Source organism: Acinetobacter sp. NS-4 (assembly GCF_037402435.1).
Classification (GTDB): domain Bacteria; phylum Pseudomonadota; class Gammaproteobacteria; order Pseudomonadales; family Moraxellaceae; genus Acinetobacter.
The window spans coordinates 26,092-52,673 of record NZ_JBBEUE010000023.1; the positions used below are offsets into that span (position 1 = coordinate 26,092).

21 protein-coding genes, 4 tRNA genes and 1 riboswitch are annotated in these 26,582 nt (G+C 42.3%); of the genes, 18 read left to right on the forward strand and 7 right to left on the reverse strand.

Features of this window, described 5'->3' with window-relative positions:
- Positions 1 to 232: 232 nt before the first annotated feature.
- The 3 genes from WAE57_RS14450 to WAE57_RS14460 form a co-directional block, all read right to left on the reverse strand.
- A complete protein-coding gene (locus WAE57_RS14450; protein WP_337711123.1) occupies positions 233 to 943 on the reverse strand; it encodes a glycerophosphodiester phosphodiesterase in 711 nt (236 codons plus the stop codon).
- A gap of 272 nt (positions 944 to 1,215) precedes the next feature.
- A complete protein-coding gene (locus WAE57_RS14455) occupies positions 1,216 to 1,794 on the reverse strand; it encodes a cob(I)yrinic acid a,c-diamide adenosyltransferase (RefSeq protein WP_337711124.1) in 579 nt (192 codons plus the stop codon).
- Between the two features lie 84 nt (positions 1,795 to 1,878).
- Positions 1,879 to 3,765 (reverse strand): TonB-dependent receptor, encoded by a 1,887-nt coding sequence (locus tag WAE57_RS14460; protein WP_337711125.1) that lies wholly within the window; start codon positions 3,763 to 3,765, stop codon positions 1,879 to 1,881.
- A 331-nt stretch (positions 3,766 to 4,096) separates the two neighbouring features.
- Positions 4,097 to 4,249, forward strand: a riboswitch (cobalamin riboswitch).
- A gap of 126 nt (positions 4,250 to 4,375) precedes the next feature.
- On the opposite strand from WAE57_RS14460, the gene WAE57_RS14465 reads away from it, so the two are divergent.
- The 5 genes from WAE57_RS14465 to WAE57_RS14485 all read left to right on the forward strand — a co-directional run bounded on the left by WAE57_RS14465 (position 4,376) and on the right by WAE57_RS14485 (position 10,378).
- Positions 4,376 to 6,244, forward strand: a complete 1,869-nt coding sequence (locus tag WAE57_RS14465) for a TonB-dependent receptor (RefSeq protein WP_337711126.1) — start codon at positions 4,376 to 4,378, stop codon at positions 6,242 to 6,244.
- Between the two features lie 179 nt (positions 6,245 to 6,423).
- A complete protein-coding gene (locus tag WAE57_RS14470) occupies positions 6,424 to 7,068 on the forward strand; it encodes a phosphoribosylanthranilate isomerase (RefSeq protein ID WP_237787661.1) in 645 nt (214 codons plus the stop codon).
- Complete coding sequence (gene trpB / locus WAE57_RS14475; RefSeq protein ID WP_337711127.1) at positions 7,049 to 8,293, forward strand: tryptophan synthase subunit beta; 1,245 nt, start codon at positions 7,049 to 7,051, stop codon at positions 8,291 to 8,293. Before WAE57_RS14470 ends, trpB begins: the two co-directional genes overlap by 20 nt.
- Positions 8,294 to 8,695: 402 nt before the next feature.
- Positions 8,696 to 9,214: a DUF1543 domain-containing protein gene (locus WAE57_RS14480; protein WP_337711128.1), complete on the forward strand. Its 519-nt coding sequence runs from the start codon at positions 8,696 to 8,698 to the stop codon at positions 9,212 to 9,214.
- A gap of 171 nt (positions 9,215 to 9,385) precedes the next feature.
- On the forward strand, positions 9,386 to 10,378 hold the full coding sequence (locus WAE57_RS14485) for a DUF2804 domain-containing protein (RefSeq protein WP_086175445.1): 993 nt from the start codon (positions 9,386 to 9,388) through the stop codon (positions 10,376 to 10,378).
- A gap of 52 nt (positions 10,379 to 10,430) precedes the next feature.
- Here the strand turns inward: WAE57_RS14485 and WAE57_RS14490 are convergent, their stop codons facing one another.
- Positions 10,431 to 11,309, reverse strand: coding sequence for a metal-dependent hydrolase (locus WAE57_RS14490; protein WP_337711129.1), 879 nt, complete (start codon positions 11,307 to 11,309; stop codon positions 10,431 to 10,433).
- A gap of 135 nt (positions 11,310 to 11,444) precedes the next feature.
- Here WAE57_RS14490 and WAE57_RS14495 point away from each other — a divergent pair, with 135 nt between their 5' ends.
- From WAE57_RS14495 to WAE57_RS14515, 5 genes are all read left to right on the forward strand, one after another.
- Positions 11,445 to 12,482, forward strand: a complete 1,038-nt coding sequence (locus tag WAE57_RS14495; RefSeq protein WP_337711130.1) for an AraC family transcriptional regulator ligand-binding domain-containing protein — start codon at positions 11,445 to 11,447, stop codon at positions 12,480 to 12,482.
- Between the two features lie 429 nt (positions 12,483 to 12,911).
- Positions 12,912 to 13,715, forward strand: coding sequence for a tryptophan synthase subunit alpha (trpA, locus tag WAE57_RS14500; RefSeq protein WP_086175442.1), 804 nt, complete (start codon positions 12,912 to 12,914; stop codon positions 13,713 to 13,715).
- Entirely contained in the window at positions 13,712 to 14,608 is an 897-nt protein-coding gene (gene accD, locus WAE57_RS14505; protein ID WP_237787656.1) for an acetyl-CoA carboxylase, carboxyltransferase subunit beta, read from the forward strand. The genes trpA and accD overlap by 4 nt, the downstream gene beginning before the upstream one ends.
- Entirely contained in the window at positions 14,605 to 15,888 is a 1,284-nt protein-coding gene (gene folC / locus WAE57_RS14510) for a bifunctional tetrahydrofolate synthase/dihydrofolate synthase (protein WP_337711131.1), read from the forward strand. The genes accD and folC overlap by 4 nt, the downstream gene beginning before the upstream one ends.
- Positions 15,879 to 16,916: an SPOR domain-containing protein gene (locus WAE57_RS14515; RefSeq protein WP_337711132.1), complete on the forward strand. Its 1,038-nt coding sequence runs from the start codon at positions 15,879 to 15,881 to the stop codon at positions 16,914 to 16,916. Before folC ends, WAE57_RS14515 begins: the two co-directional genes overlap by 10 nt.
- An 18-nt stretch (positions 16,917 to 16,934) precedes the next feature.
- Here WAE57_RS14515 and WAE57_RS14520 read toward each other — a convergent pair whose 3' ends face one another.
- The 3 genes from WAE57_RS14520 to WAE57_RS14530 all read right to left on the reverse strand — a co-directional run bounded on the left by WAE57_RS14520 (position 16,935) and on the right by WAE57_RS14530 (position 19,353).
- Positions 16,935 to 17,516, reverse strand: a complete 582-nt coding sequence (locus WAE57_RS14520) for a dual specificity protein phosphatase family protein (RefSeq protein WP_337711133.1) — start codon at positions 17,514 to 17,516, stop codon at positions 16,935 to 16,937.
- Positions 17,513 to 18,328: an MBL fold metallo-hydrolase gene (locus tag WAE57_RS14525; RefSeq protein ID WP_237787652.1), complete on the reverse strand. Its 816-nt coding sequence runs from the start codon at positions 18,326 to 18,328 to the stop codon at positions 17,513 to 17,515. Before WAE57_RS14525 ends, WAE57_RS14520 begins: the two co-directional genes overlap by 4 nt.
- Before the next feature lie 383 nt (positions 18,329 to 18,711).
- Positions 18,712 to 19,353, reverse strand: coding sequence for a peroxiredoxin (locus tag WAE57_RS14530; protein WP_237787651.1), 642 nt, complete (start codon positions 19,351 to 19,353; stop codon positions 18,712 to 18,714).
- Positions 19,354 to 19,692: 339 nt separating this feature from the next.
- Between WAE57_RS14530 and secA the strand changes: the two genes are divergently transcribed.
- From secA to WAE57_RS14570, 8 genes are all read left to right on the forward strand, one after another.
- Complete coding sequence (gene secA / locus WAE57_RS14535) at positions 19,693 to 22,425, forward strand: preprotein translocase subunit SecA (RefSeq protein WP_337711134.1); 2,733 nt, start codon at positions 19,693 to 19,695, stop codon at positions 22,423 to 22,425.
- A gap of 182 nt (positions 22,426 to 22,607) precedes the next feature.
- Complete coding sequence (locus WAE57_RS14540) at positions 22,608 to 22,928, forward strand: hypothetical protein (protein ID WP_337711135.1); 321 nt, start codon at positions 22,608 to 22,610, stop codon at positions 22,926 to 22,928.
- Between the two features lie 157 nt (positions 22,929 to 23,085).
- On the forward strand, positions 23,086 to 24,306 hold the full coding sequence (argJ, locus tag WAE57_RS14545; protein ID WP_337711136.1) for a bifunctional glutamate N-acetyltransferase/amino-acid acetyltransferase ArgJ: 1,221 nt from the start codon (positions 23,086 to 23,088) through the stop codon (positions 24,304 to 24,306).
- Positions 24,307 to 24,453: 147 nt separating this feature from the next.
- On the forward strand, positions 24,454 to 25,521 hold the full coding sequence (gene nadA / locus WAE57_RS14550) for a quinolinate synthase NadA (protein WP_337711137.1): 1,068 nt from the start codon (positions 24,454 to 24,456) through the stop codon (positions 25,519 to 25,521).
- Positions 25,522 to 25,674: 153 nt separating this feature from the next.
- Positions 25,675 to 25,751: transfer RNA gene (locus tag WAE57_RS14555), tRNA-Pro, on the forward strand.
- A 44-nt stretch (positions 25,752 to 25,795) separates the two neighbouring features.
- Positions 25,796 to 25,872 (forward strand) — tRNA-Arg (locus tag WAE57_RS14560).
- A gap of 39 nt (positions 25,873 to 25,911) precedes the next feature.
- Positions 25,912 to 25,987, forward strand: a tRNA-His gene (locus tag WAE57_RS14565).
- A 4-nt stretch (positions 25,988 to 25,991) separates the two neighbouring features.
- Positions 25,992 to 26,068, forward strand: a tRNA-Pro gene (locus WAE57_RS14570).
- Positions 26,069 to 26,582 lie beyond the last annotated feature (514 nt).

The window sequence follows — 26,582 nt, forward strand, 5'->3', positions numbered from 1 at the left end:
ACTTAATTCAATACAATTTATAAGGATTAAGATGTGTCATCTTAACATGAGCACATAAATCTTCACTAGCATTATTCTACAGGTGTATTGTACTAAACAGTAACAGAATACGGGGAAGGGGTGATTGATTTTATCGAAGGTCAAAGCAGCTTCCGTGAACAGCAGCGATGTGAGTCATTTTTGAATAAATAAATAGCGGATTTGGTCACAAAAATGGAGACAGAAACTTTTGTTAAAGTTGTTCGAGCATCATTTTGGGAAAGTCGGTAATTAATCCGTCTATTCCCAAACTTTGCAGATGCTTGGCACGCTCAACATCATTGACGGTCCAAACACTGATTTTTAAATGGGCTTGCTGGGTGGCCTGAATCATCTCATCGCTTGCCAGCTGGTTCATCCAGCCAATTTGGCAGCAACCGAGTTCTAAAGCCTGTTCAATGGCTTGGTGTTTGATGTCATCTTCAATCAGTAAGCCGCGTTTGAAGATGGAGTACTGCTGTTTTAAGGCCTGATGAATTTTTAAATCAAAACTGGTGATGACCGCCGTTTGTTCAAAACCGTGTAACTGTTTTTGTAATTCTAAAACCAGTTTTTCAGCGTCGAACATCGTTGCAACTGCTTTGACTTCAACTTCAATATGCTCAAAGTCATGAATAATGCTCAGGGTCTGGCAAAGGGTCGGGGTAAGCTGCTTTTCCCAGTCCATCCAGATATGGGCCTGGTTATAGGCGTCAAGCTGCTGGCTGTTTAATTCGTAAAGTTTTTGATCGGCACCCGTAGTTCTTAGGAAATTGTCATCGTGCATGATGATGAGTTCTCCATCTTTCAGCTGACGGACATCAAACTCAACTGCTCGAATGCCGAGATCATGAATGTATTGAAAGCCACCCAAAGTATTTTCTGGGGCTTCGCCACGTGCACCACGATGTCCGATGATTCGCATTCAATATTCTCGATATATTTTCTTTTAAACACAGATATTACAGCGGAGTCTTACCGTTTGTAATAGTAAGGAAGGAGCTCATATGTTACTTTTCTTTTGGGAAAAGTAACCAAAACCATTGTCATCCGCAAAACTCGACAACTACCATCTTTTATTATAATCATCGCAGAAACAATTATTTTTTTAATGGAGTCTTGCCTCAAACACTTGCGGATGACATTTCCGCGTATCAGATTTAGCTCTAAGTCTTATTTTTGAATATTAATTTATCTTTAAATCGTCTCATTAATATTTTTTTGCCAAAGCACTTCAGATCCACCTTCAGCACGTTGCAGGGTACGAGATGCCACAAATAGCCAGTCGGAAAGGCGGTTGAGGAGTTGCAGTGAAGGAGCTTGAATATTCTGATCTCGAGTATGCACCGACATTAAGCTGCGTTCAGCACGGCGGCATACCGAACGTGCTTGATGTGCATAGCTACATGAAAGTGTGCCTGCAGGTAAAATGAAGTCTTTCAGCATGGGTAGCGCTTCATTCATTTGGTCAATTTCTTTTTCCAGAAATTCAATTGCAACTGGTAAAACCATATTGTAGTTGGGAATACAGACTTCACCGCCCAGATCAAAGAGCCAGTGTTGAATCAGGCTGAGTGATTTATCCCAAGGGGCTTTGTCTTCAATTGAACTGATGGCAATTTGCGCACGCAAAACTCCGATGCAAGAGTTGAGTTCATCCACATCACCTAAGGCTGCAATACGCAAGTCATCTTTGGCGACACGTGAACCATCACCAAGACCAGTGGTGCCTGAGTCGCCTGTACGGGTGTAAATTTTACTTAAACGGTGGCCCATGTTTATCTATCCATTCATATATATAAGAAAAGGTATAAGAGGAATAAATAAAATTATCCCTCGGAAAATAAGTTGGTTTTTAGATCAATATTTTACAGTTAATCCAACCGAGGCCAATCGTCCACCATTAATATAATGCACACCATAACCGTTATAGGCTGTTTTGTATTTCACATCACCTACATTTTGAATATTACTAAAAGCTTTTAGATGAGGGTTGATATTCCAAAAAGCATGAAGGTCGGTAGTGACATAGCCAGGTGTAGAGTTTTGTGTGGTATCAGGCCAGTCCGCAAAATCTTTTGATCTGGACTTGGCGGAAACAGAGGTGCTGATTCCAAACTGTTCATCCTGCCAGCCTGCGGTCAATGTAGCACTTTGACGAGGTCGTCGTGCCAAATCAAGACCCGTGACTTCATCTTTCGCATGGATATAGGCATAGGAAAGCTTAAAAAATAATTCATCCTTTTGCCAGTTTAAATAGGTTTCGGCACCTGTCATCGAGGCTTGATCAATATTATTGTTTTGATAGACAGGGAAAACCGTAATTGAATCGCCATCGCAGTCTGCAATGCACACGGAATTAATCAGATTATCTACTTCAGTGCGGAAAACAGAAATACCGGTTCGAACATTTCTGGGTAGCGTCTGATCGACTCCCAGCTCGTAGGATATGCTTTTTTCCGGTTGTAAATCGGGGTTTGCCCCCCAGCCAATGGCATATAGATCATTGGTGGTCGGTGCGCGAAAGGCACTGCCGATATTGGCATAAAGACTGGTTGATGGCTGAACCTGATAGCGAATCGCCGCCTGACCTACAGTATGGGTTCCAAATAGTTCATTGTCTTCTACGCGTAACCCGACTTGTGTATTGACCGAATTTGTCTGGTATTGATGCTGAAGAAAGTAGCCTGTACTTTGCACATCATTCTTATAAGTTAAATTGTCTGCAACAACATCACCTTCCATTTTTTTATGGGCAATACCTAATAACAGATTTTGTTGGGCTGTAACTTGCCATTTACCATAAACTTCTGCTTCTTGAGAAATATTATGCACATAATTTTCAGAGTTCTTTTGGTCTGTGTCGTCCTTAAATTGAGACAGTCTGGCATTTAAATCAAGAGCGTCATTCACACTGATTCGGCCTTTTAAATTGACTGTTTCATTGTCAAAATTTTGAGACAACATCAGCCCAAAATTATCATAAGCTGACGAGCCTGCATTGGTGCTGTAATCAAGTGATGCTGCATAGGACGCTTTATCGATGCCGATTTTGGCGCTGTAACCTTTTTGATCATAATCTGTTTTTTTACTGTTGATTGCATCTGTCGCTACAGTACCATCGGTTTCCAAACGTTGCCCACGAATTTGGGCATAGACATCATTGGCTTTGCCAGCTACGCCCAGAACTGTTTTATATGTTTGGTGTTCACCTATTTCAGCTGTTGCAAATGCCGAATTTTTATCGGGTATTTTGGTCAGCAGTTGAACGACGCCGCCAATTGCATCGGTTCCATACAGAACGGATGCAGGTCCCTTAAGAACCTCGATCTGCTTAATATCTGTAGTATCTAAAAAAGATAAAGGTGGCATGCCGGCAGAGGCACCATTCAGTCGAACCCCATCTCTTAAAACTAAAGTGTGCGTTGAATTGGTACCGCGGGTAAAAATAGAAGCAATTTGCCCATGACCTCCACTTTGTACCATATTGATCGCAGCATCACTCATCAGTAAATGAGGTAATTCACGAATGGGTGATTGCTCTAAAATTTGCGGTTCAATGACGGAAATGCGAGCTGGAACATTCTCAATGCTTTCTTCAGAACGTGTCGCTGTAAAAACCAATGTTTTTAAAGTAGAGGGTAAGGCAGATGTCAAATCATTATTTGATTGCGCATAAGTGTTTGTAACACCCATAGCGAATGCAATTGCACCGACCAAAGATGTGCGGTGAAAGTGTAGAGACATGGCTTAAGCTCCTAGCATTCACCCCACCGTGAATGTTTGAGAGAAAGAACGTAACAGCAAGGTTCCGGACTGTTATACACAGGGGATTAAAACTATGTGTAAGCACCGTTGCGGGGGCAGCGTGTTTTTCAACTTCCCTCACTGTCACAACTATTCAGAAGTATAAAGAGAGCTAAACCACTAAACAATAAAGAGGTCTTGGATTAAAGACAAAAGGTGTTAAAAGAACGAAATATATCCATAAAGGGAAATTGAATGACAATTCAATATCCTATTTCGTGGATTGACTGCTAAAAGCAGATTTCAGCTTGACTTAGACCAGTTCAGAAACTAATCTGCGACCGCTTCAGGTGCTTCCATAGAGAAGTGAAACTGGGAAGTTAGTTAAATTTATGAATTTAAAGCTAACACTGCCCCCGCAACGGTGAATAGTTATGTGCATATAACTTAAGTCCGGAGACCGGCCTGCTGCAAACCTAATTTAATGCGGTGGGCGTTATAACTGGGATTGCATGGCTTTTCTTATTATTAAAGCTGTGCTTACCCCACATCCGCCTCTGCATTATTCATATATTTAATTCGCACGGGCGGTGCGGTGGGGAAAAGATTCATGCATCTCATCCATAAAACCATTCTTGGTTCTTTCTTTGTTTTATCTCCACTTTCTTTAGCTATGGCTGCGGAGAAAGAAGTTTCATTACCAACGATTAATACTGTTGCTAACTTGGTGGAGCAAGAAAATAGTAAAACACTTGCAGCGGTTACAGTGATTGATCGTGAAGAAATTGAGCGTAAGCAATTTAATTCTCTTCAAGACTTACTTAGAACAATACCAGGCGTAACTTATAGTAATACTGGCGGTTTAGGTAAAGTAACGAGTATTTCTATTCGGGGCACAAGTAATCGACATGCACTGGTTTTGGTTGATGGCCAAAAAGTAGGTTCCGCGACTTTGGGTGAAACTGCTTTCGAACATTTTCCAATTGATCAGATTGAACGTGTTGAAGTTGTACGTGGTCCTCGCTCAAGCATTTATGGTTCAGAAGCTATTGGTGGTGTAATCCAGATTTATACCCGTAAAGGTACACAAAATGGTGTAAAACCCTTTGCAGCACTGACTTATGGTTCTCATGAAACCTATCAAGGTAATGTGGGTTTAAATATTCGACAAAATGATACTTGGGCAACATTAAATGTTGCTGGAACGAAAACCCAAGGTTTTGATGCGACGAATATTACAGAAGCAAATGATTTAGACCGTGATGGTTATGAAAATAAATCAGCTTCACTGCGTATGGGACATAAATTTAATGACCAATTTGCAGTAGATGCCAGTATTTTACGTGTTGATGCAACGAATGAGTACGACAGTAAAGATGATTGGGGATTTGGTCCATTTACCGATGCAGAAAATGTGCACAGTAAAATTGAACAAAATGTATATAGCGTTGGTGCCACTTATAAACCTTTTGATCTATGGACTACGCAACTCAAATTGGGCCGTTCTGAAGATAAACTGAATAGCCGCGATGCAAATCCATCGGTGATTAATACACAACGTGATAGTTTATCTTGGTTAAATACTTTGCATATCAATCCTAATAATAACGTGATGTTAGGATTTGACTATCTGCAAGATGAAGTTTCGGGTACACAGGCATATGCAGTAAAAGAACGTGATAATAAGGGCTATTTTGCTCAATACTTGGGTTCATTTGGCGCATTTGATGTACAGGGTGCTATCCGCCAAGATGACAATGAGCAATTTGGTGACCACACAACGGGTAGTGCAACTTTAGGCTATCGTTTTAATGAAGCAGTGCAAACTTATGTAAGTTATGGCACAGCATTTAAAGCCCCAACATTTAATGATTTGTACTGGCCGGGAAGTGAAAATCCTACTTTGGTTCCAGAAGAGTCAGACAACTATGAACTTGGTTTTAAAGGACAAGTCAAAAATATTAATTGGGAGCTAAATGGCTTCTATAATGAAATTGAAAATATGATTGTTTGGGCATCTAATGCATCAGGACGTTGGGTTCCAAGTAATGTAGATGATGCCAAAATCAAAGGGGGTGAATTATCTTTAACCCAACAGTTAAATAATTTTCTTTGGAATGTGAACTACACTTACCAAGAACCTGAAAATGAGACAGCAGCGAATAAAGGAAAACAACTTTTATTAAAGCCTAAGCAAATTTTTAATGTTTCAGCTGACTATACGATTGATAAGTGGACTGTGGGTGCTTCTGTCCACGCAGAGGATAAGCGTTTTGCTAATGCTGAAAACACTGTTTATTTAGGTTCTTTTGCAACAGTGGATGCTCGTGTTACCTATCAAGCAACACCAGAGTTTTCTATTCAAGCAAAACTTGCCAATATGTTTGATAAAGAATATTCAACTAACTACAGTAACAGTACCTTATTTAATCAAGACGGTCGTACTGCTTGGGTAACGCTTCGTTATGCCATGAAGTAATATTGATTTGATGAAAAAGCCCTTATTTAAATAAGGGTTTTTTGTTTTATAAGGTTTCTGTGGAAAGCCTGCTGAATTTGCACGCAACTCAGCAAAATTGCATTACAATGATTCGCCCCCATCTTTATAGAATGACTATAGATTGGCAAAGTTTAGATTAAAAAATTAGAGCGAATTGTATGCGAACCCGTGCCAAAATTTGCGGAATCACACGAATAGAAGATATACATTCTGCTGTGAATGCAGGGGCTGATGCGATTGGATTTGTATTCTATGCACCCAGCCCAAGAAGTGTGACCATTGAGCAAGCTCAAGAATTAGCAAAGCATGTCCCTGCTTATGTACAAATCGTGGGTTTATTCGTGAATGCAACAGCCGATGAAATTGCTCAAGTGCTTGAGGTTGTACCCTTGGATATGCTGCAGTTTCATGGTGATGAAACTGCAGAGCAATGTCAGCAGATTGCAGCACAAACCAAACGCCGTTGGTATAAAGCCATTCAGGTTAAACCTGAGTTAGATGTCATCAATACTATAAAAAGCTACCAAAATGTAGGGGCAAGCGCAGTATTATTGGATGCTTGGCATCCTGAGCTTAAAGGCGGAACAGGGCATAGCTTTGACTGGTCACAGTTCCCCAAACTGGATATTCCTTTACTTTTGGCAGGCGGCTTAAAACCTGACAATGTTGAAGACGCTATAAAGACGACCAATGCTTATGCAGTGGATGTCAGCGGAGGCGTAGAGTCCGCAAAAGGTATTAAAGACCAACAACTCATTGAACAGTTTATGCAAGGAGTCCATCGTGGATCAGCAAAATACTAGCCAGAAAAGTCAGGCAATTGACTATACCCAATTTCCTGATGCACGCGGGCATTTCGGTATTCATGGCGGACGTTTTGTGTCAGAAACGCTCATGGCAGCATTAGAAGACTTAGAAAAACTTTATTTCCGAATGAAGGATGATCCTAAGTTTCTGGCAGAATTCGACCGTGATTTAGCCTACTATGTAGGTCGTCCTAGTCCTTTATATTATGCTGAGCGATGGTCTAAAGAGTTGGGGGGAGCGCAGATTTACTTAAAACGTGAAGACTTGAACCATACTGGCTCACATAAAATCAACAACACCATTGGTCAGGCACTGCTTGCAAAACTTTCTGGTAAAAAACGCATTATTGCAGAAACCGGTGCCGGTCAGCACGGTGTAGCCACTGCAACCATCGCAGCACGTCTGGGTCTTGAATGTGTGGTGTTCATGGGTGCGGAAGACGTGAAACGTCAAGCCATGAACGTCTATCGTATGCGTCTGTTGGGTGCAACTGTTGTGCCAGTCGAAAGCGGTTCAAAAACATTGAAAGATGCTATGAACGAAGCCATGCGTGACTGGGTCACTAACGTTGATTCAACCTATTATGTGATTGGTACGGTTGCAGGTCCACATCCATACCCGCAACTGGTTCGCGATTTCCAGTCGATTATTGGCCGTGAAGCGCGCCGTCAAATTCAGGAACAGGCAGGTCGTTTACCGGATGCCTTAGTAGCTTGTGTCGGTGGTGGTTCAAATGCGATGGGCTTGTTCTATCCATTCTTGAATGATTCAGATGTGAAAATGTATGGTGTTGAAGCCGCAGGTTATGGCATTGAAACGGGCAAACATTCTGCGCCGTTAAATGCAGGTCATGTGGGTGTATTACACGGTAACCGTACCTACTTGATGTCGGATGAGCAAGGTCAGATTATTGAAACCCATTCAATTTCTGCCGGTCTGGACTATCCGGGCGTTGGTCCTGAGCACAGTTTCTTGAAAGATATGCACCGTGTTGAATATGTACCAATCAAGGACACAGAAGCATTGCAAGGTTTCCGTGATTTAACCCAAATTGAAGGGATTATTCCTGCGCTTGAAAGTTCACATGCAATGGCTTATGTCACTAAACTTGCTCCAACGATGGACAAGGATCAAATCATTATTGCGACAGTTTCAGGTCGTGGTGATAAAGACTTGATGACTGTTGCACGCATTGATGGCGTGGAAATGGTCGAGATGTAACTTCTTCTAAAAAGCCTCTCCCTTTGGGATGAGAAGCATAGCTTCGCAAGGGGGAGGGAGATTTAGAAATCGTGTTGAGTAAACTCAGCACGATTTTTTTATTGCTTAAATTCGCTTCAACTTTGTGGTTATGAATATATCTACATTTTGACAGAGTCTTATTGTTTATCATTCAAATGTAAGGAGCTCGTAATGTTACTTTGGATAAGCCCAAAGTAACCAAAGGCTTTTTGTTAAACTGACGGCACCTCCTTGTGCCGCAGTTTAACGGGCGACATCCCTGTCGCCAGCGCGTATCATATTGAAGATAAATATTTACCGTCCTGAGTTTCTATTTTTAAAGAGAAATTCCCCTCCTTAGAAAAAGGAGGGGCTAGGGGAGGATTCTAAAAGGAGTAAGCAATGCCCAGCCTATTTATCGTCATGCTTGGTGGTCGTCATGCACGTGCCAATACAGAAGTCCATGATGTCGTGTTAGCCGTAGGCGATTCATTGCAAGAGGTCTATCCTCAACTGAAAAATGCATGGTTTGGTGAACAAAAGGGACTGCATATTGATGCCTGGGCACAAATCAATGGCGTGGAGTTTGAGGCTAAAAAATATCAAATCCAATTTAGTAAAGCTGCACCCCATCCATCTTCAGAACGTCTGTTTTTAATTAACTTGGGTGGTTACGATGCCCGTGAGTTTGGCGAGTTACACCGTTATATTCTGGTCGTGGCACAAAATGCCATGCTGGCTAAGCAACGCGGTAAAGCCTACTTTGCACAGCATTGGCAAAAACAGCATACCGATCGCATATTAGATGTGGATGATTGTATTGCGATTGATCAGGTGCATGGTCGTTATGTGCAACTGATTGATGGTGAATTCAGCGCTAACCGCTGGGAAAATACCTATTTAATGTTATCGGAGCGCTAATTCATATCTATCTGATTAATAAATTGTATTTATTAGATATTAAGCTTTCTTAAATACTATACATTTTTGTATATTTTAGATAAAAGATGCTTTTGATACTTTTAAGTTCTATTTATATGGGCATAATAAGATTAAGGAATTGTTATCTCTTGGCTAGATGGAATTTGATAAATGGATTTGATTCAATCAAATGGACAACCAAATTATGGACGTTTTAGTTCTCTCCCAAAAACCATCGATTTGAATCAATACCAGTACAAGACACCTTATGGTGATGTCTTAACGGGTTGGCGCAAGCGATTAAAATATAAGAAGTTTAAATTCTGTTCAATTCAGCATCAACACTACACCATAGGTTTGGCCATTGCCGATATTGCTTGGGCAGGGCATGGTTTTTTTTATATTTATAATCATCAAAACCATGAAGTTTTAGAGTGGAATGCCATTAACCTGCTATCACGCAATACCGTGGTGGATGAGCAGCCGCTTTATAACCAGAGCTTTTTTTCTAATTCCCCTTTCCAAATTGATATCCAGCATGCCAATGGCGTGCGCTATATCCATGTCACCAAATATGGGGAAATCAGGCTGAGTGCACGAATCTTCTGTGCCGGTACCGACCCGCTCAGCATGTGCAGCCCGACCGGGATCAATGGCTGGACTTATACCCAGAAGCTAACCACCTTGGCGTGTGAAGGTTTTTTTATCAATAAACAGGGTGAAACCATACAGTTTAATGAAAGAACTTTTGCATCGCTGGATGATACCTGCGGTTTTCTGCGTCCAGAAACGGCATGGTTCTGGTTGTCGAGTAATTTTTGGGATCAACACAATAACCGGATTGGCTTAAATCTGGCTTCTGGAGTCAATGAAAGTTTTGGCAATGAGAACTGCTTGTGGATCAATGGTGTGCTATATCCTGTAAGCGATGTTTTGTTTCAGCATCAGGATGAAGGACACTGGAAGATTCGCTCACTGGATAACAAGCTGAATCTGGATGTAAAAACCGGTTGGCGCCGTTACGAAAATCTGAATTTAAGACTGGTCGGCAGTCAGTTTAGTCAGTGGCAGGCCAAAATCAGTGGCACTATTCAGCAGGATGATCAGGAAATTGTCTTGGTCAATGAATACGGTTTGCTGGAACAGCACTATGCAAAGTGGTAAGCGCCAAATTGTAAGCCAAGAATAAAAAAAGCCTGCAAAATGCAGGCTTTTTTTATTCTTGTGCCGCCTGCCAAAAGGCTTCGCCGGCTTGAATCGGATCACCCGTTTGTTCCAGGGTTTTGACCCAGACATCATATTGGGCAATCACCGGATGCTGGCTGGGGTGGAAGTCCTTTTTAAACCAGTCCCTGTATGGCTTGCCCATTCTGGTGAGCACACCATGTTTGCCAAAAAACCACGGCAAGCCTTTGAAATTCATTTGTAAGCATTGTAACGGCGTAAAGCCATCATGCTTTAACATCACATTGGCACGGTAAATGGTAAAGCCGAACATCAATACGGTTGTCCATGCCAGTACAAATTTACGTGTGCTTTCAGGTACATTGCCGACCTGTTTCATCACATCAAAAGCGACATCACGGTGTTCCATTTCTTCAATTGCATGCCAGGCAAAAAGTGCCCGTACATAAGGATGAGCACCGCGTAATGTCTCTTTATTGCCAAAAAAGGTTTCTGCCATTAGAGCCGTCAAATGCTCAGCCGCAGCGGTCATGGCAATGTTGTATTGTGGTGAGCGTTTTTCCAGTTCAAATTTAAAAATCTTATTTAAACGCTGAATAAATTGATCGACCGGCATACCTTGCTCTTTCATGACCTGATTCATCTTGTCATGCGCTATGCCGTGTTGTGCTTCCTGACGGATAAAGTCTGTCACACGCTGCTTTAAATCCGGATTGGTAATTTGGTCGCGGAACAGACGTACTGACTGAATGAAGTAACGTTCACCATCGGGAAAAGTCAGGCTTAAGGCATCGAACATCCGGGTAATAAACGGGTCGCTTCCGAACCAGAAACGCGGTACTTCATTTAGCTTGAAATCAAGATTGCTACGTACTACAGGAGTAATCTGTGGTTGGACAATGGCATTCATGTTGTTTTATTCAAATAGCCTTGGATAGTTGCAGTATGTCGTGCTTTTTCATTTTTGTTTTGACAGTACTTGCCATTTTTTATACATTTTACGCCAAGGTGAAAATATAATATGTCAAATTATAAGTGAGTCGCCATGCAAGAATTACACATCCCAAATGGTTATTTTCAGCTCTGGAATATGTATCTGATAGACCAGGGACTTGACTTTCACACGCTTGAATTTTTAGCATCTTATCGGGATGATCTGGAGCACGTGCTGCAATTACCGATCGATACCCAGTCGCCCTTTTCTTTTTTTTACAGCATTTTGCAATTAACTCGTGAGCAGCTGGATTGCCCGCAGTTGATTATTGAAATGGCCAAGCGAATTCGTCCTGAACATTTCGGCGTACTCGGTTATATGGCCACCCGAAGTAACAGTGTGGCTGAAGCATTGCAGTACATAATGCGTTTCAGCCGTCTGGTGATTGATGGTGCCGATGCAACCCCATTGCAGATGCATCAGCAGGGCAATGAGATCTGGCTGAGCTGGCCGTTTTTAGATGAAAAATATGCTTTGTTAAATGAAATGACCATGGCTGCCATGGTGCATTTGGCCAAGCAAATCTTTCCGGATCAACCACAATTTTTAAATATCCAGATGGCACATCGACCGCAAATGGCACAGTATCATTATCAAAAATTTTATGGTTGTGATGTGTTGTTTGATCAGCCACGTTATGCCTATGTCATGGGTGTTGATAGCCTAACCTTGAAGTCGGTACTGGCGGATCCGTCACTAATGCAGCTATTGCTTAAACAGGCGGAGGAGGCTATTGCACTCAAGCCACATTATGAAAGTGTATTACAGCAAATTCATACTGCTGTGGCCGAGTATTTAAGACTGCACGCAGCAGCCCCAAAAATTGATCAGATTGCAGATGAATTGCATGTTTCTACACGAACGCTGCAACGCCAATTGCAGCAGCTTGAAAGTTCATTTAAGGCTGTGCTGGAATCGGAACGAATGAAACGCTGTGAACAGTTGTTGCAACACAATACCAGCCTGACTGAAATTGCCATGCGCCTGGGATATTCAGACCAGTCGGCTTTGGCGCGTGCTTATAAGGCCTATAGCAGTCAAACCTTATTACAGCGAAAACAGCAACTGAAAGACCAATCTGAACCATAAAAATGGCTCATTCAGGCTGTTTTTTAATTCAATGCAAGCACTAAAGCATCCACTTCAGCTTGCGGCTTTGGAGTCTTATAAAATAAAACCTACTGAGTAAAGTACAGGTTTTGCTATTGCATAAAACTTTAAATATAAAGGCTAACTTGATTATTTTTATCAACTTTTTACACATAAAAATAAGTTTATCTGAATGATAGATATTTGTTTACATAGCAAAATTAGGCATCTTTGATCATTGAGAAAAAAGCGTAAATATCAGTAAATGGTGTTCTCGGATTGTTCTGAAAAATGAGATGGTGAGTCGAATGTAGCGCGAAATGCTCAGGCTCTATTCAATGAGTAAAAAATAGCGTTACAATGCGTTGTCTTGTATTTCTACAAAGCCAACTCCTCAGTTTTTTAATAATTCAAGGAAAGTACAACCCTATGTCACGTTTAGCCACTCGTTTTGGACAGCTTAAATCTCAGCAGCGTAAAGCGCTCGTTTCTTATGTGATGGCTGGTGACCCTCATCCACAGGTAACCGTTCCATTGTTACATCAAATGGTTGAGGCTGGGGTGGATGTGATTGAACTTGGCCTACCATTTTCAGACCCTATGGCAGATGGTCCCGTGATTGCCCTTGCTGCAGAACGCGCATTGGCAGGCGGCACCAATACCCTGGACGCTTTGAACATGGTGAAAGAGTTCCGCCAAAAAGATACAGAAACACCAGTCGTGCTGATGGGTTATTTAAACCCGGTAGAAGTGATCGGTTACGAAAAGTTTGTATCGTATGCGAATGAATGTGGTGTGGATGGTGTACTGCTGGTGGATTTACCGCCTGAAGAAGCCAAAGATTTAGATGATGTGTTGAAAAAATTCGACATGGATCAAATTTTCTTGCTGGCGCCTACATCGACCGATGAGCGTATTCAGCATGTGGCAAATCAGGCCAGTGGTTTTATCTACTATGTATCCTTGAAAGGGGTAACAGGTGCTGCAACCTTAGATGTTGCTGAAGCAGCAGCCCGTATCCAGAAAATTAAAGCTGTGACTGACGTTCCTGTGGGTGTCGGTTTTGGGATCAGCGATGCTGCCTCGGCAAAAGCCATGGGTGTAGCCGCTGATGCTGTGATTGTTGGTAGTGCTTTTGTGAAACAGTTTGCGAACTTAGCGCCAGAACAAGCCGTTGTCGAAACGGTCAATAAAGTCAAGGAGCTTCGAGCTGCGCTCGATGAGTTAGTATGAATCAAGAAGTGAAACCAGGAAAAATTCTTAGCCCAGCGACACCGTGGACGGAACGTCATGTTCCGGGTATTCACACGCCTGATGAGCAAACCTCACTCAAAGCAACATTTACCGAGCCTACGATTGAGTGTCCTGAATGTCACGCACTGGTTACCCGTACCGCGATGTCATTTAACGCCTATGTTTGCCCACAATGCGATGAACATTTGCGCATGAAAGCACGCGACCGTCTGAACTGGTTCTTCGATCAGGTTCAAAACGAATTGGGTCAAGAGTTTACTGCGAAAGATCCACTTAAGTTCGTGGACAGTAAGGCATACCCAGACCGTATGTCTGAAGCGCAAAAGAAAACCGGTGAAACTGAAGCATTGGTGGTGATACAAGGTTTACTTAAGGATATTCCTTTAATTGCCTGTGCATTTGAATTCGACTTTATGGGCGGTTCAATGGGGACAGTGGTTGGTGACCGTTTCGTGCAAGCCGCTGAACGTGCTATTAAAGAGAAACAGCCTTTAGTCTGTTTTGCTGCCTCAGGTGGTGCACGTATGCAGGAAGGCATGTTGTCATTGATGCAAATGGCACGTACTTCAGCTGCAATCCAACGCATGAAAGATGCAGGTTTACCGTATTTGGTGGTGCTGACTCATCCTGTTTATGGTGGTGTAACCGCGTCACTGGCAATGCTCGGTGATGTGCATATCGCTGAACCTAAAGCCATGATTGGTTTTGCGGGTAAACGTGTAATTGAGCAAACCGTACGTGAAAAACTGGAAGAACCGTTCCAGCGCGCAGAATATTTGCTTGATCATGGTGTAATCGATCAAATTGTTCACCGTCACGCATTACGTGATACTGTATATCGTATTATCGCGAAACTGATGAATTTGTCTTGAACACAGCACCACTTGCAACAGACTCTTTAAATACATGGCTCGATTATTGGAGCCATGTTCACGTTACGGGTATTGATTTAGGTCTGGAACGGGTTATTCCTGTTGCTGAAAAGCTCGGGGTAATTCGTCCGCAGGCAAAAGTTCTGACCGTAGCGGGAACCAATGGTAAGGGCTCAACCACTACCACTTTGGCTGCTATTTTAAATGCGCAAGGCTATAAAGTGGGATTATATCAATCACCGCATATTTACCGTTTTAATGAACGGGTGAAACTGGCCGGGATTGAAGTGGATGACCAGACTTTGGTAGATGCGTTTGTGCAGGTGGATCAGGCACGTCGTGACTGTGATCTCTCGCTTTCCTTCTTTGAAGCTACCACACTGGCGGCTTTTGTTATTTTTAAAGCCCAGCAATGTGATGTCTGGGTATTGGAAGTCGGACTCGGTGGTCGCCTTGATGTAGTCAATGTGATTGATCCCGATGTGGCGGTCATTACCAACATCGGGCTGGACCATACAGACTGGCTGGGCAATAGCATTGAAAAGATTGCCTTTGAAAAAGCCGGGATTATTCGCCCGAATATCCCCGTAATTTTTGGCGGTTCGCAAGAGCTTCCACAAGCGATTCAAAACAAGGTTGATGAATCTCAGGTGCAATTATTTGCCGTTAATCGCGATTATTTCTATCAATATTGCGATGATGGTCAAGCCTGGATGTTTGCTTCTTCAGGCACGACTTTAAAACTTCCTCTAGGTGCTTTGGCACTGGAAAATATATCTACCGCCGTTGCCGCGATTTTAGTCAGTGGTCTAAAAGTGACTCAAGCTGCCATTGCACAAGGCATCCAAAATGCAAAATTGCCAGGCCGCTTTGAAATACGCCAGATTCAGGATAAAACCGTGATTTTTGATGCCGGACATAATCCCCATGGCGTAGAGTTTTTGTTAAATCAGTTGCGAAAATTTTTAGAATACAATAAACAGTACACAGAAGTGATCAGTGTTTTCTCCATGTTGGCGGATAAAGATATCAGTTCTGTCGTAGATTTGTTGAAAGGTACTGTTTTAAGATGGAAAATTGCACCATTAACCGTTCCACGAGCAGCTGCAGTCGAGCAGCTTGATGAAGCGTTACTGGGTGAAACAGTACAGCACTTCAATAGTGTTCAATTGGCTTTTGAATCAGCGCTAAATGAAACAAAAAATAATCAGTTGATCTTGGTATGTGGTTCATTTCATACCTTAGAAGCGGTATGGGAGTATTTGGAAGAATGTCAATGAATAGCAACCAACGCTGGATGGGAGGCGTTGTTTTATTAGGTGGTGGTGTTTTATTGGCAGCATTGCTTCTCAAGGGTAAACAAGAAATATATCAGAACGAGCTCAGAACCCCGAATTTAGCCGCTCAAGTTGAGCAAAAAAAGCCGGCAGCAGAAGGGGAAGTGGTTCAGCTGCAACCTTTAACGGTTGACGTGGAAACAGAAAAACGTTTACTTGAAGAACAACGCCGGGCACGTGAAAAAGCCGTGGCAGAACAAGAAGCGCGCGCAGCTGAATTTTTGGCGATGCAGCAGCAGGCTGAAGCTGATGCGGCACGTAAAGCAGCTGAAGAATACGCCGCTTTAAATGCACGTCGTAGTGGAGCACAGCAGAGTTCGGACAATATTCCTCCTGAACTGGTGGAAGATGAAAAAGCCAAACAAAAGCGTCTGGAAGATGAAAAGCTGCTCGCTGCAAAAAAGTTACAACAGCAGACAGCTCAACAACAACGAACTGATGCTGATAAAAAAATAACTGAAGACAAACGTAAAGCCCAACTCGAAGCTGAAAAACAGTTGGCTGCAAAACAGGCAGCAGTGAAAAAAGCAGCTGAAGACAAGGTAAAGCAAGAGGCTGAGTTAAAACGTAAAGCAGCTGAAGACGAAAAACAGTTGGCTGTAAAGAAAGCGTTAGAAGTCAAGAAAAAAGAACAAGCCCAACTTGAAACAGAAGCGAAGAGAAAAGCTGAAGCCAAGAAAAAAGCTGAAGCAGAAAAAGCTCGTGACTTGTTGGAACATGGCGATAAACAGTGGATGGTGCAAGTGGCCTTGGCTGCCAATGAAGCCAATGCCGATGCACTGGCCTCTAAGCTGCGTGCTAAAGGCTATAAGGTGACCAAGAGTCCAACTTCAAAAGGGGTTCGAATTATGGTTGGACCGGCTAAAGACCGTGATGTTGCTGATGCTGCCCGCAAGAAAATTACCAGTGATGCAAGCCTGGGAATGAAGTCGGCATGGGTGATTGACTGGGTTCCGCTAGATAAACGCTAAATCTGGCTTGAAGTGAAATTAAGATGGATTCAACAGTTGCTGTTGAATCCATCTTACATTTTCAGGGCTAAATATTTTTTCAATATTTAGCCAGACCGGATGAAATCCATAACCGCCATGTTTCATTTCATTCATGGCATCCTCAATCGACCAGTTTTCAAAAATAATCCGATACATGGCAATACTTGCACCGGTGCGGTCTGAGCCATGATAGCAATGAATCAAAACTCGCTGGTTTGTGGCTTTGGCCTGCTGAATCTGTTGCATCACCTGCAATAAATCTTCCCGGCTCATTGCCCAGGTGTAAATGGGTATATGAACCAATTTAAAATCTGTAGATGGCAGGACCGCCAGATCCTTATTTCTGGATCTTAAATTAATGATCACATCAATATCATGGGCTTTTAATTGCGGAATCAGTTCAGCCGAGGGTTGTTCACTGCGAAATACATCATTACTGATTTGATAAAAATTATGCTGAGGATTGATGGCTTGCCCCCAATGCTGCGACCGATGTTCCATGGGGACAGTGGGTGAGGTCATGCATCCCATTAGGCTTGAGCAACTCAGGACAAGGACGAAAGCAGTTCTTTTTATCATGTTTGATAACGCTCCAGCTCTACAGGATCATGGGCACAAATAATCTCGATATTTTTTTCATTTTGTGCAAGTTGCTGGATTTTGTGCAAGTTGTCTACGCGCATGTGATTATCTTCGGCAAAAAAACGTTCCAGTTTATCCAGAGTAGGAAGTCGATTTTTAGGATCAAGCTGCAAGTGGGAATAGTAGGCATCGCCACAGAAAAACAGCCAACCATCATGCTGTTTAATGGCAACACCACAATGACCTTGGCTATGGCCTAGTAATGGAATCATTAAAATTTCATCCTGAAATAAGCGAAATCCCTGCACTTGATGCAGGTTAAACCATGCTTCACCTTGATTGGGCTCTATAAAGTTCCAGTATCGGTGCTGCTTAAATTGCTGGGTTTTATAACGCGCTTTATTTTTTAAGGGGAAAAAACTTTGAGTGGCATTAAATTCACTGGAAAGTACATGTACGGTGGCGTGTGGGAAATCGGAAATACCGCCTGCATGATCAAAATCCAGATGTGAGATTAGAATATGTTTTACATCTTTAGGATTGAAACCTAAGCGTTGAATCTGGGCAATGGCAGTCAACTCTAAATTCTTTTCAATACGCCCCAGCCTGGAAACCATACGACCTAAGCGGGCTTGGGTGTGAAGATAATCTTGTATACCCAGGCCGGTATCTACCAGTACTAAACCTTGATCGGTTTCAAGCAGTAGGCAATGACAAACTATTTTGGCATGTAAACCTTTTTGCCCAAACAGAGGGCCGCAAATCGGACACATGGTGCCGCAGTGCAAATGATGAATGTTATAGATCACAATATTTATTCTTAAGATGATTAGGCGTATTTATAAACTGGCTGTGAAACAAACACCAACTTGATTTTGTAATTCAATTTCCTGGCCAAATAAAAAGCCTGTCATCAGACAGGCTTGAACAAGATCAGGATTGGCTCGTCATAGTCATCCTGTATTTGCAGCATAGTTGTAATACAGTCTAGCACCTACTTGTGGCATATATTCTTCAGAATAGTGTAGTACTCTTTTTAAAGAAACTACGCGCTACGCTTACTTTGCGTAAAAATAAAAGCAGCGCTTTAGTTTTTTAACTCGAAGCATAGCTTCTCGTCTTGCGTTTAAAAACGTTTCATTTCGACGGCTACGCGCTTCGCTTGTCTTGAGCAAAAATAAAAGCAGTACTTTTATTTTTGCTCAGGCTGTGGCGTTAAACGTAAATAAGGGGTAACTGCTTTATAACCTTTAGGAAAACGTTGCTTGATTTCTTCCTCATCTTTCAATGATGGAACAATGACGACGTCTTCACCTTGTTGCCAGTTGGCGGGTGTAGCCACTTTATGGTTATCCGTCAGTTGCAGCGAATCGACCACACGTAAAATTTCATTGAAGTTACGGCCTGTTGATGCCGGATAAGTAATGATTAAACGTACCTTTTTATTTGGATCAATAATCACCAAAGAACGCACGGTCAGGGTTTCACTGGCATTCGGGTGAATAAAATCGTACAGCGTAGACACCTTACGGTCTTGATCGGCAATGATCGGAAAGTTCACAGAGGTGTTTTGGGTTTCGTTAATGTCGTTAATCCAGCCCTTATGTGATTCGACATCATCTACCGAGAGGGCAATGGCTTTAACATTGCGCTTTGCAAATTCGTCTTTCAGTTTTGCGGTATAGCCCAATTCAGTGGTACATACCGGCGTATAGTCCGCTGGATGGGAAAACAAGATTCCCCAGCTGTCACCCAAAAAGTCGTAGAAATTAATTAAGCCTTCACTGGATTCCTGTTCAAAATTCGGTGCGGTATCGCCTAAACGTAATGTCATTTTTATAGCCTCATTTGCTTTGTTATGTATGTTGATGCGATCTAATATGACGCATTTTTTTTTGCAATGAAAATAGCGTTTTTGTATTTCTTTATGAGTAAATGGAATATACAGGCCGAGATTGATGAGTAAAATCCGGATAAATGATGAATTCTATGACTATATTGGCTGTTTAAAATTTGTTACATTGTTTGTCCTTAGCTGTCACGTGCTAGAACGAGTGAGCAGAATTTTTTTATTGGTTTTGTGCAAACCCCTTGTACTTCAAATTTCTAGCACCATAATAACGACTGAGAAAAAATTTATTCATTCGACAAGCAAGATTTAGAGAGTCTATTCATGTTGGCAAGTCTGATCGGAGGAATCTTCGGTACCAAAAATGAGCGCGAACTCAAACGCATGCGTAAAATCGTAGATAAGATTAATGCGCTCGAGCCGACGATATCTGCACTAAGCGATGCAGACTTATCTGCAAAAACTGAAGAATTCAAACAACGATATAACAAGGGCGAAAGCCTGGATAAATTATTACCTGAAGCATTTGCTGTTTGTCGTGAAGCGGCAAAGCGAATCATGGGAATGCGTCATTACGATGTTCAGTTGATTGGTGGTATTACCCTTCACGAAGGTAAAATTGCAGAAATGCGTACCGGTGAAGGTAAAACCCTGATGGGTACCTTGGCTTGCTATCTGAATGCTATTAGCGGACAGGGTGTACATGTCATCACTGTGAACGATTATTTGGCACAGCGTGATGCGGAATTAAACCGTCCCTTATTCGAATTCTTGGGTCTGAGCATTGGTATTATTTATTCCATGCAAGATCCAACAGAGAAAGCTGAAGCCTACCGTGCCGATATTACTTACGGTACCAACAACGAATTTGGTTTCGATTATCTGCGTGACAACATGGTGTTTTCTCAAGCCGAGAAAAAACAACGTGGCCTAACCTATGCCATTATTGATGAGGTCGATTCGATCCTGATTGATGAGGCACGTACACCATTGATCATTTCTGGTCAAAGTGATGACTCTTCACAATTGTATGCAGCAATCAATAGCATCCCGCCAAAACTTCGTGCGCAAAAAGAAGAAAAAGTGCCGGATGGCGGTCATTTCTGGATTGATGAAAAGCAACGTCAGGTTGAAATGACTGAAGTTGGTTATGAAACCGTAGAAGATCAATTGATTGAGATGGGTTTGCTGGCTGCAGGTGAGAGCTTGTATTCACCATCTAACTTGAACCTGGTTCATCATGTTTCGGCTGCTATTCGTGCACACTATCTTTATCAACGTAATGTTCAGTACATCATTCATGATTGCGAAGTGATTATTGTTGATGAAAACACCGGTCGTACCATGCCAGGTCGTCGCTGGTCAGAAGGTTTGCACCAAGCAGTTGAAGCGAAAGAAGGTCTGGAAATTCAGCCTGAAAACCAGACTTTGGCAACCACGACTTTCCAGAACTATTTCCGTCTTTACAAAAAGCTTTCTGGTATGACTGGTACAGCCGATACCGAAGCTGCGGAAATGAAAGAGATTTATGGTTTGGATGTAGTACTTATTCCAACCCACCGACCAATGATTCGTAAAGATGAAAACGATCTTATTTATTTAAACCGTAATGGTAAATATAACGCCATCATTCAAGAAATTCAGCGGGTGCATGAAGACGGTGTTGCACCGATCCTGATTGGTACGGCAACGATTGAAGCTTCTGAAATTCTTTCTGAAAAATTGAAAGAAGCGGGTATTACGCATGAAGTACTAAATGCGAAGCAGCATGAGCGTGAAGCAGACATTATTGCTCAAGCAGGCTCACCGCGCGCCGTGACCATTGCAACTAACATGGCAGGTCGTGGTACCGATATTTTGCTGGGTGGTAACTGGAAAGCCAAACTGGCTCACATTGAAAACCCAACGCCTGAAGATGAAGCACGCTTAAGGGCTGAATGGGAACAAAACCATGAAATGGTATTGGCTTCTGGCGGCTTGCATATCATTGGTTCAGAGCGTCATGAGTCGCGCCGTATCGATAACCAGTTGCGTGGTCGTGCCGGTCGTCAGGGTGACCCGGGTGTTTCACGTTTCTACCTGTCGCTTGAAGATGACCTGATGCGTATCTTCGCTGGTGATCGTGTGGTTGGCATGATGCGGGCAATGGGCTTGCAGGAAGATGAAGCCATTGAACACAAAATGGTATCGCGCTCCATTGAAAATGCACAACGTAAAGTAGAAGCACGTAACTTCGATATTCGTAAGAACTTGTTGAAATACGATGACGTGAATAATGAACAACGTAAGATCATTTATTCACAACGTGATGAAGTGCTGGCTGAAAGTACGCTACAAGATTACATTGAAGAAATGCATCACGAAGTGATTAAAGGTGTAATTGAAAATTATATTCCGCCGGAATCCATTCATGACCAATGGGATATCGATGGTCTGGAACGTGCATTGCGTGAGGATTTAGGTATTGATTTACCGGTCAATCAATGGCTGGAACAAGACCGTCGTTTAGATGAAGAAGCTCTGGTAGAACGTATTTCTGATGAAATCGTACAACGCTATCGCACTCGCCGTGAACAGATGGGTGATGAGTCAGCAGCCATGCTGGAACGTCATTTCATGTTAAGTGCTTTGGATCGCCATTGGAAAGATCATTTGGCTGCCATGGATTACTTGCGTCAGGGCATTCACTTGCGTGGTTATGCACAAAAGAACCCTGAACAGGAATACAAGAAAGAAGCCTTTAATCTGTTTGTAAATATGCTGGCTGTGATCAAGTCAGATGTGATTACAGATCTTTCACGTGTTCATGTTCCTACAGCTGAAGAACTGGCTGAAATGGAAGCACAAAAGCAGGCTCAAGCTGAAGCCATGCAATTGAATCTTTCTCATGCTGAGTTTGATAATTTGTTAGCCGGCGATTTAAGCGGTACTGAAATTGTTGAAGTGGAGTCTGGCTTTAATCCAGCAGGGCAAATATTTGAGCCGCCTACAAGCCGTAATGCACCTTGCCCATGTGGTTCAGGTTTAAAATACAAGCAATGTCACGGTAAAATTTAATTTTATCTAAAACATGCAGCCACTTTATCTATTTCTTTTCCTTTGGATTTGAATAGATAAAGTGGTTTTTTTATTGCAGCAAAATATAGGGTTTATTTTTGCAAGATGTGAATATGTTTGCAGAGAGCTGAATTAAGTGGTATTTAGTGCATATTGATGAATATTGAGAAGCGGAAAAGACAATGAAAAAAGTATTACAACCATTGATGATTTTAGCTTTAGCTATTCCAGGTTTGGCTTTTGCAAATGAGCCAGCAAAAAACACAGCGGCAAATGCTGTTAAAGATGACAACACTACGGTTATGAGTCCACGTACCGGAATTCGCTATACCTTTGCTAATCCGCAGCAACGTCCAGTGGTGTTAAAAACTGCAGCCATCACACCGGCAAATGCAGCGAATGCAAACCGCATTGTGGCTTCAAATCCGGCTTTATCTGCTGCCAGTCAGGAAAAAGCCAGACAGGCGCTATTGTCGGAATCGACTCAGTTGGCATCCAACTAAATCGAATGTATTGCTAAAACCAGTCTACGGACTGGTTTTTTTGGGCCTGAAAATAGCAAACTGATAAAAAATAAATCAAACAAAGTGTTCTGCTCGATTTTTTACTGAATTTCTACTAAGCTGTCTTTTTATCACGAACTTATTTGGAAGTTTAAAAATGGCGGTGGGCGACTTAACAATGCCACAGATGCATGTGGTTAAAGGTGTAAAAATTGGTTCAGCTGAAGCTTATGTGCGTTATCAGAACCGACGTGACCTCGTTATTTTTGAATTTGCTGAAGGTTCAAACGTTGCCGGTGTATTTACCCAAAATGCATTCTGTGCAGCACCGGTACATGTGTGTAAAGCTCATTTGCAAATCACTAATCCACGCTATCTAGTGATTAATACCGGTAATGCCAATGCAGGTACCGGGAAAATCGGTATGGTAAATGCGCAGGCGACTTGTGCAAAACTGGCTGAACTGGCGGGTGTATTGACCAGCGAAATTTTACCTTTTTCTACCGGGGTCATTGGCGAGCAATTGCCTATTGAACGTCTGGTCAATGGTTTGCAGCCTGCACTGGATTCATTAAAAGAAGATGCCTGGCTGGATGCAGCAAAAGGCATCATGACGACGGATACGCTGCCTAAAGGGGCGTCAGAACAGTTTGAGATGGATGGCGTGACTTATACCATGACCGGTATTTCCAAAGGTGCCGGCATGATTCGTCCCAATATGGCCACTATGCTCAGCTATGTCGCGACTGATGCACCGATCAGTCGTGAACTGGTGCAGCAGTTATTAAAAACCACTGTAAATGTATCATTTAACCGTATTACGATAGATGGTGATACCTCAACCAATGATTCATGTATTTTTGTCGCTACTGGACGGGCAGGTGGTAAAGAAATTACTTCAACTGATGATTCACGTTACACCATTGTTCTAGATGTGTTGACACGTGTCATGAAACGTTTGGCACAACTAATTGTACGTGATGGTGAAGGTGCAACCAAATTCATTACCGTTGCGGTTGAAGGTGGTGCAGATACCCAGGAATGTTGCGATATTGCCTATAGTATTGCTCATTCACCATTGGTGAAGACTGCAATTTTCGCCTCAGATCCGAACTGGGGGCGTATCCTTGCAGCAATTGGTTATGCGGGCGTTAAAAATTTAGACGTTGAAAAAATTCAGGTTTGGTTGGATGATGTACAGATCTGCAAAGATGGTGGTGCAGCAGCGGACTATACGGAAGAAGCTGGCGCGCGCGTGATGTCTCAGGCTGAGTTGACCATTCGGGTTGATTTGGGACGAGGACAGGCGAAAGATACCGTCTATACCTGTGATCTGTCTTATGACTATGTCAAGATCAATGCAGATTACCGTTCTTAAGTTGAGTTGAATGAAAAAAGCCTCCGTAGTGAGGCTTTTTTATAAGGTAAAGTTTTTAATGACTGGTCAAAAAGCATGATGCTATTCTGACTGGTAAGTGGGTTGAATGACTTGTGAGAAGCAAGTTTAAAGGATAGAGAACACGTTATGAGTAATGCGACCAATTTAATTGCCAATGAGGCTAAATCGATTGTGCAGGCGCATTTAGATCGATTGGGTGAACCTAAAGATATTCATTTAAGTGATGAGGTCAAACAGGAAAAATTTGCACAAATTCTGGCAGAACTCAAAAAACGTGATGCTGTCCTTGTCGCCCACTACTATTGCGATCCTGAAGTACAGGAGATTGCAGAGCTATCTGGCGGCTGTGTTTCTGACTCATTAGAAATGGCACGCTTTGGTCGTGACCATCCTGCTTCAACTTTGGTGGTTGCCGGGGTGAAGTTTATGGGAGAAACAGCAAAAATACTTTCTCCTGAAAAAACTGTGCTCATGCCAACTTTGGAAGCGACCTGTTCTTTAGATTTGGGCTGTCCGGTAGATGAGTTTACTGCATTTTGCGATGCGCACCCTGATCATACCGTGGTGGTCTATGCCAATACCTCGGCTGCAGTCAAAGCCCGTGCAGACTGGGTGGTGACATCGAGCTGTGCAGTGGAAATTATTGAGCATCTCGATAGCCTAGGTGAAAAGATTATTTGGGCACCTGACCAGCATCTGGGACGTTACATCCAAAAGAAAACCGGTGCAGACATGTTGCTTTGGGATGGCGCTTGTATTGTGCATGAAGAATTTCGTGCACGTGGTATTGCCAACATGAAAGCACTCTATCCAGATGCAGCTGTTTTGGTTCATCCGGAATCACCTGAGTCAGTGGTGGATATTGCTGATGCGGTGGGAAGTACCTCGCAACTGATTAAAGCGGCACAAACGCTTCCGAATGAGCGTTTAATTGTGGCAACCGACCGTGGCATCTTCTACAAGATGCAACAAGCCGTGCCAAACAAGATTTTGATTGAAGCACCAACAGCAGGTGAGGGGGCAACTTGTCGCTCTTGTGCTCATTGTCCATGGATGGCCATGAATGAATTGGATGGAATTTTAGAGGTTTTACAAAAGGGTGATCAAGAAATACACGTTGATCCTGCTCTTGCTGAACGTGCTAAATTACCACTTGATCGTATGTTGAGCTTTAGTGCTGGTCTAAAACGTTAATTTTGATCAAAAATCACCTAAAATGCTTGATAAATAAGCGGTTGAAGTGATTTTTTAGCTTTTTTTGAATATAGGTGTTGACGTCTCTATGCGTCACGCCTAAAATGCACCCCGTACCGCACGATGTGCGATACACTAAAAGCTGAGATGAATCGGAGTATGGCGCAGCTTGGTAGCGCATCTGGTTTGGGACCAGAGGGTCGTAGGTTCGAATCCTACTGCTCCGACCAATTCTTCAAGGCGAGTATCGCATGATATTTTTATCATCGGTCATGCGCCTGTAGCTCAGTTGGATAGAGCATCCGCCTTCTAAGCGGATGGTCACAGGTTCGAATCCTGTCAGGCGCACCATTTGGTAGTCTGGTATTATAGAGCCAAAATGTTGTAACGGTGGATGTAGCTCAGTTGGTAGAGCCCCGGATTGTGATTCCGGTTGTCGTGGGTTCGAATCCCATCATTCACCCCAATTTCGGAGTATGGCGCAGCTTGGTAGCGCATCTGGTTTGGGACCAGAGGGTCGTAGGTTCGAATCCTACTGCTCCGACCATTTTAAGTTTAAACTTAAAAATAAATGATCCGCTTAAATGCGGTTTTTTTATGCCTGAAATTTAATAATAACATTCAACATTCAACATTCAACATTCAACATTCAACATTCAACATTCAACATTCAACATTCAACATTCAACATTCAACATGGCTTGAATCGTATTTATTGATCCTGCTCTCGATATTCAAATAATTTAATGAGCTCTCTTGAAATATAAAACTTGAAAATAAGCCAAAGAATTAAAATTTTGCTTGAAAGGAATATTAAAAATTAGCAAATTGCATTATTACTGGAAAAGGTGGGTTTCATTTCTAGCTTAATTCTTTTCTCTATCTCTCCTATCTTTTGTTTATACCTTATAAATTTTTAAGTCGATAGGAATGCTGATCGTTCTAATAACTCCAGTGCAGTTGATGTGAGAAAATAAAAAAGATAAAAAATCAGAGAGGTAAAATGGATTGAAAAGACGTTATTTATAAATTTAAATCAAAATTGTTGTTAATTTAAACTT

Excerpts from the sequence above, each read along its gene's own strand:
- WAE57_RS14450 (WP_337711123.1), bottom strand. The coding sequence starts at position 943 with ATGCGAATCATCGGACATCGTGGTGCACGTGGCGAAGCCCCAGAAAAT.
- WAE57_RS14455 (WP_337711124.1), bottom strand. The coding sequence starts at position 1,794 with ATGGGCCACCGTTTAAGTAAAATTTACACCCGTACAGGCGACTCAGGC.
- WAE57_RS14460 (WP_337711125.1), bottom strand. The coding sequence starts at position 3,765 with ATGTCTCTACACTTTCACCGCACATCTTTGGTCGGTGCAATTGCATTC.
- WAE57_RS14465 (WP_337711126.1), top strand. The coding sequence starts at position 4,376 with ATGCATCTCATCCATAAAACCATTCTTGGTTCTTTCTTTGTTTTATCT.
- WAE57_RS14470 (WP_237787661.1), top strand. The coding sequence starts at position 6,424 with ATGCGAACCCGTGCCAAAATTTGCGGAATCACACGAATAGAAGATATA.
- WAE57_RS14480 (WP_337711128.1), top strand. The coding sequence starts at position 8,696 with ATGCCCAGCCTATTTATCGTCATGCTTGGTGGTCGTCATGCACGTGCC.
- WAE57_RS14485 (WP_086175445.1), top strand. The coding sequence starts at position 9,386 with ATGGATTTGATTCAATCAAATGGACAACCAAATTATGGACGTTTTAGT.
- WAE57_RS14490 (WP_337711129.1), bottom strand. The coding sequence starts at position 11,309 with ATGAATGCCATTGTCCAACCACAGATTACTCCTGTAGTACGTAGCAAT.
- WAE57_RS14495 (WP_337711130.1), top strand. The coding sequence starts at position 11,445 with ATGCAAGAATTACACATCCCAAATGGTTATTTTCAGCTCTGGAATATG.
- trpA (WP_086175442.1), top strand. The coding sequence starts at position 12,912 with ATGTCACGTTTAGCCACTCGTTTTGGACAGCTTAAATCTCAGCAGCGT.
- accD (WP_237787656.1), top strand. The coding sequence starts at position 13,712 with ATGAATCAAGAAGTGAAACCAGGAAAAATTCTTAGCCCAGCGACACCG.
- WAE57_RS14515 (WP_337711132.1), top strand. The coding sequence starts at position 15,879 with ATGTCAATGAATAGCAACCAACGCTGGATGGGAGGCGTTGTTTTATTA.
- WAE57_RS14520 (WP_337711133.1), bottom strand. The coding sequence starts at position 17,516 with ATGATAAAAAGAACTGCTTTCGTCCTTGTCCTGAGTTGCTCAAGCCTA.
- WAE57_RS14530 (WP_237787651.1), bottom strand. The coding sequence starts at position 19,353 with ATGACATTACGTTTAGGCGATACCGCACCGAATTTTGAACAGGAATCC.
- secA (WP_337711134.1), top strand. The coding sequence starts at position 19,693 with ATGTTGGCAAGTCTGATCGGAGGAATCTTCGGTACCAAAAATGAGCGC.
- WAE57_RS14540 (WP_337711135.1), top strand. The coding sequence starts at position 22,608 with ATGAAAAAAGTATTACAACCATTGATGATTTTAGCTTTAGCTATTCCA.
- argJ (WP_337711136.1), top strand. The coding sequence starts at position 23,086 with ATGGCGGTGGGCGACTTAACAATGCCACAGATGCATGTGGTTAAAGGT.
- nadA (WP_337711137.1), top strand. The coding sequence starts at position 24,454 with ATGAGTAATGCGACCAATTTAATTGCCAATGAGGCTAAATCGATTGTG.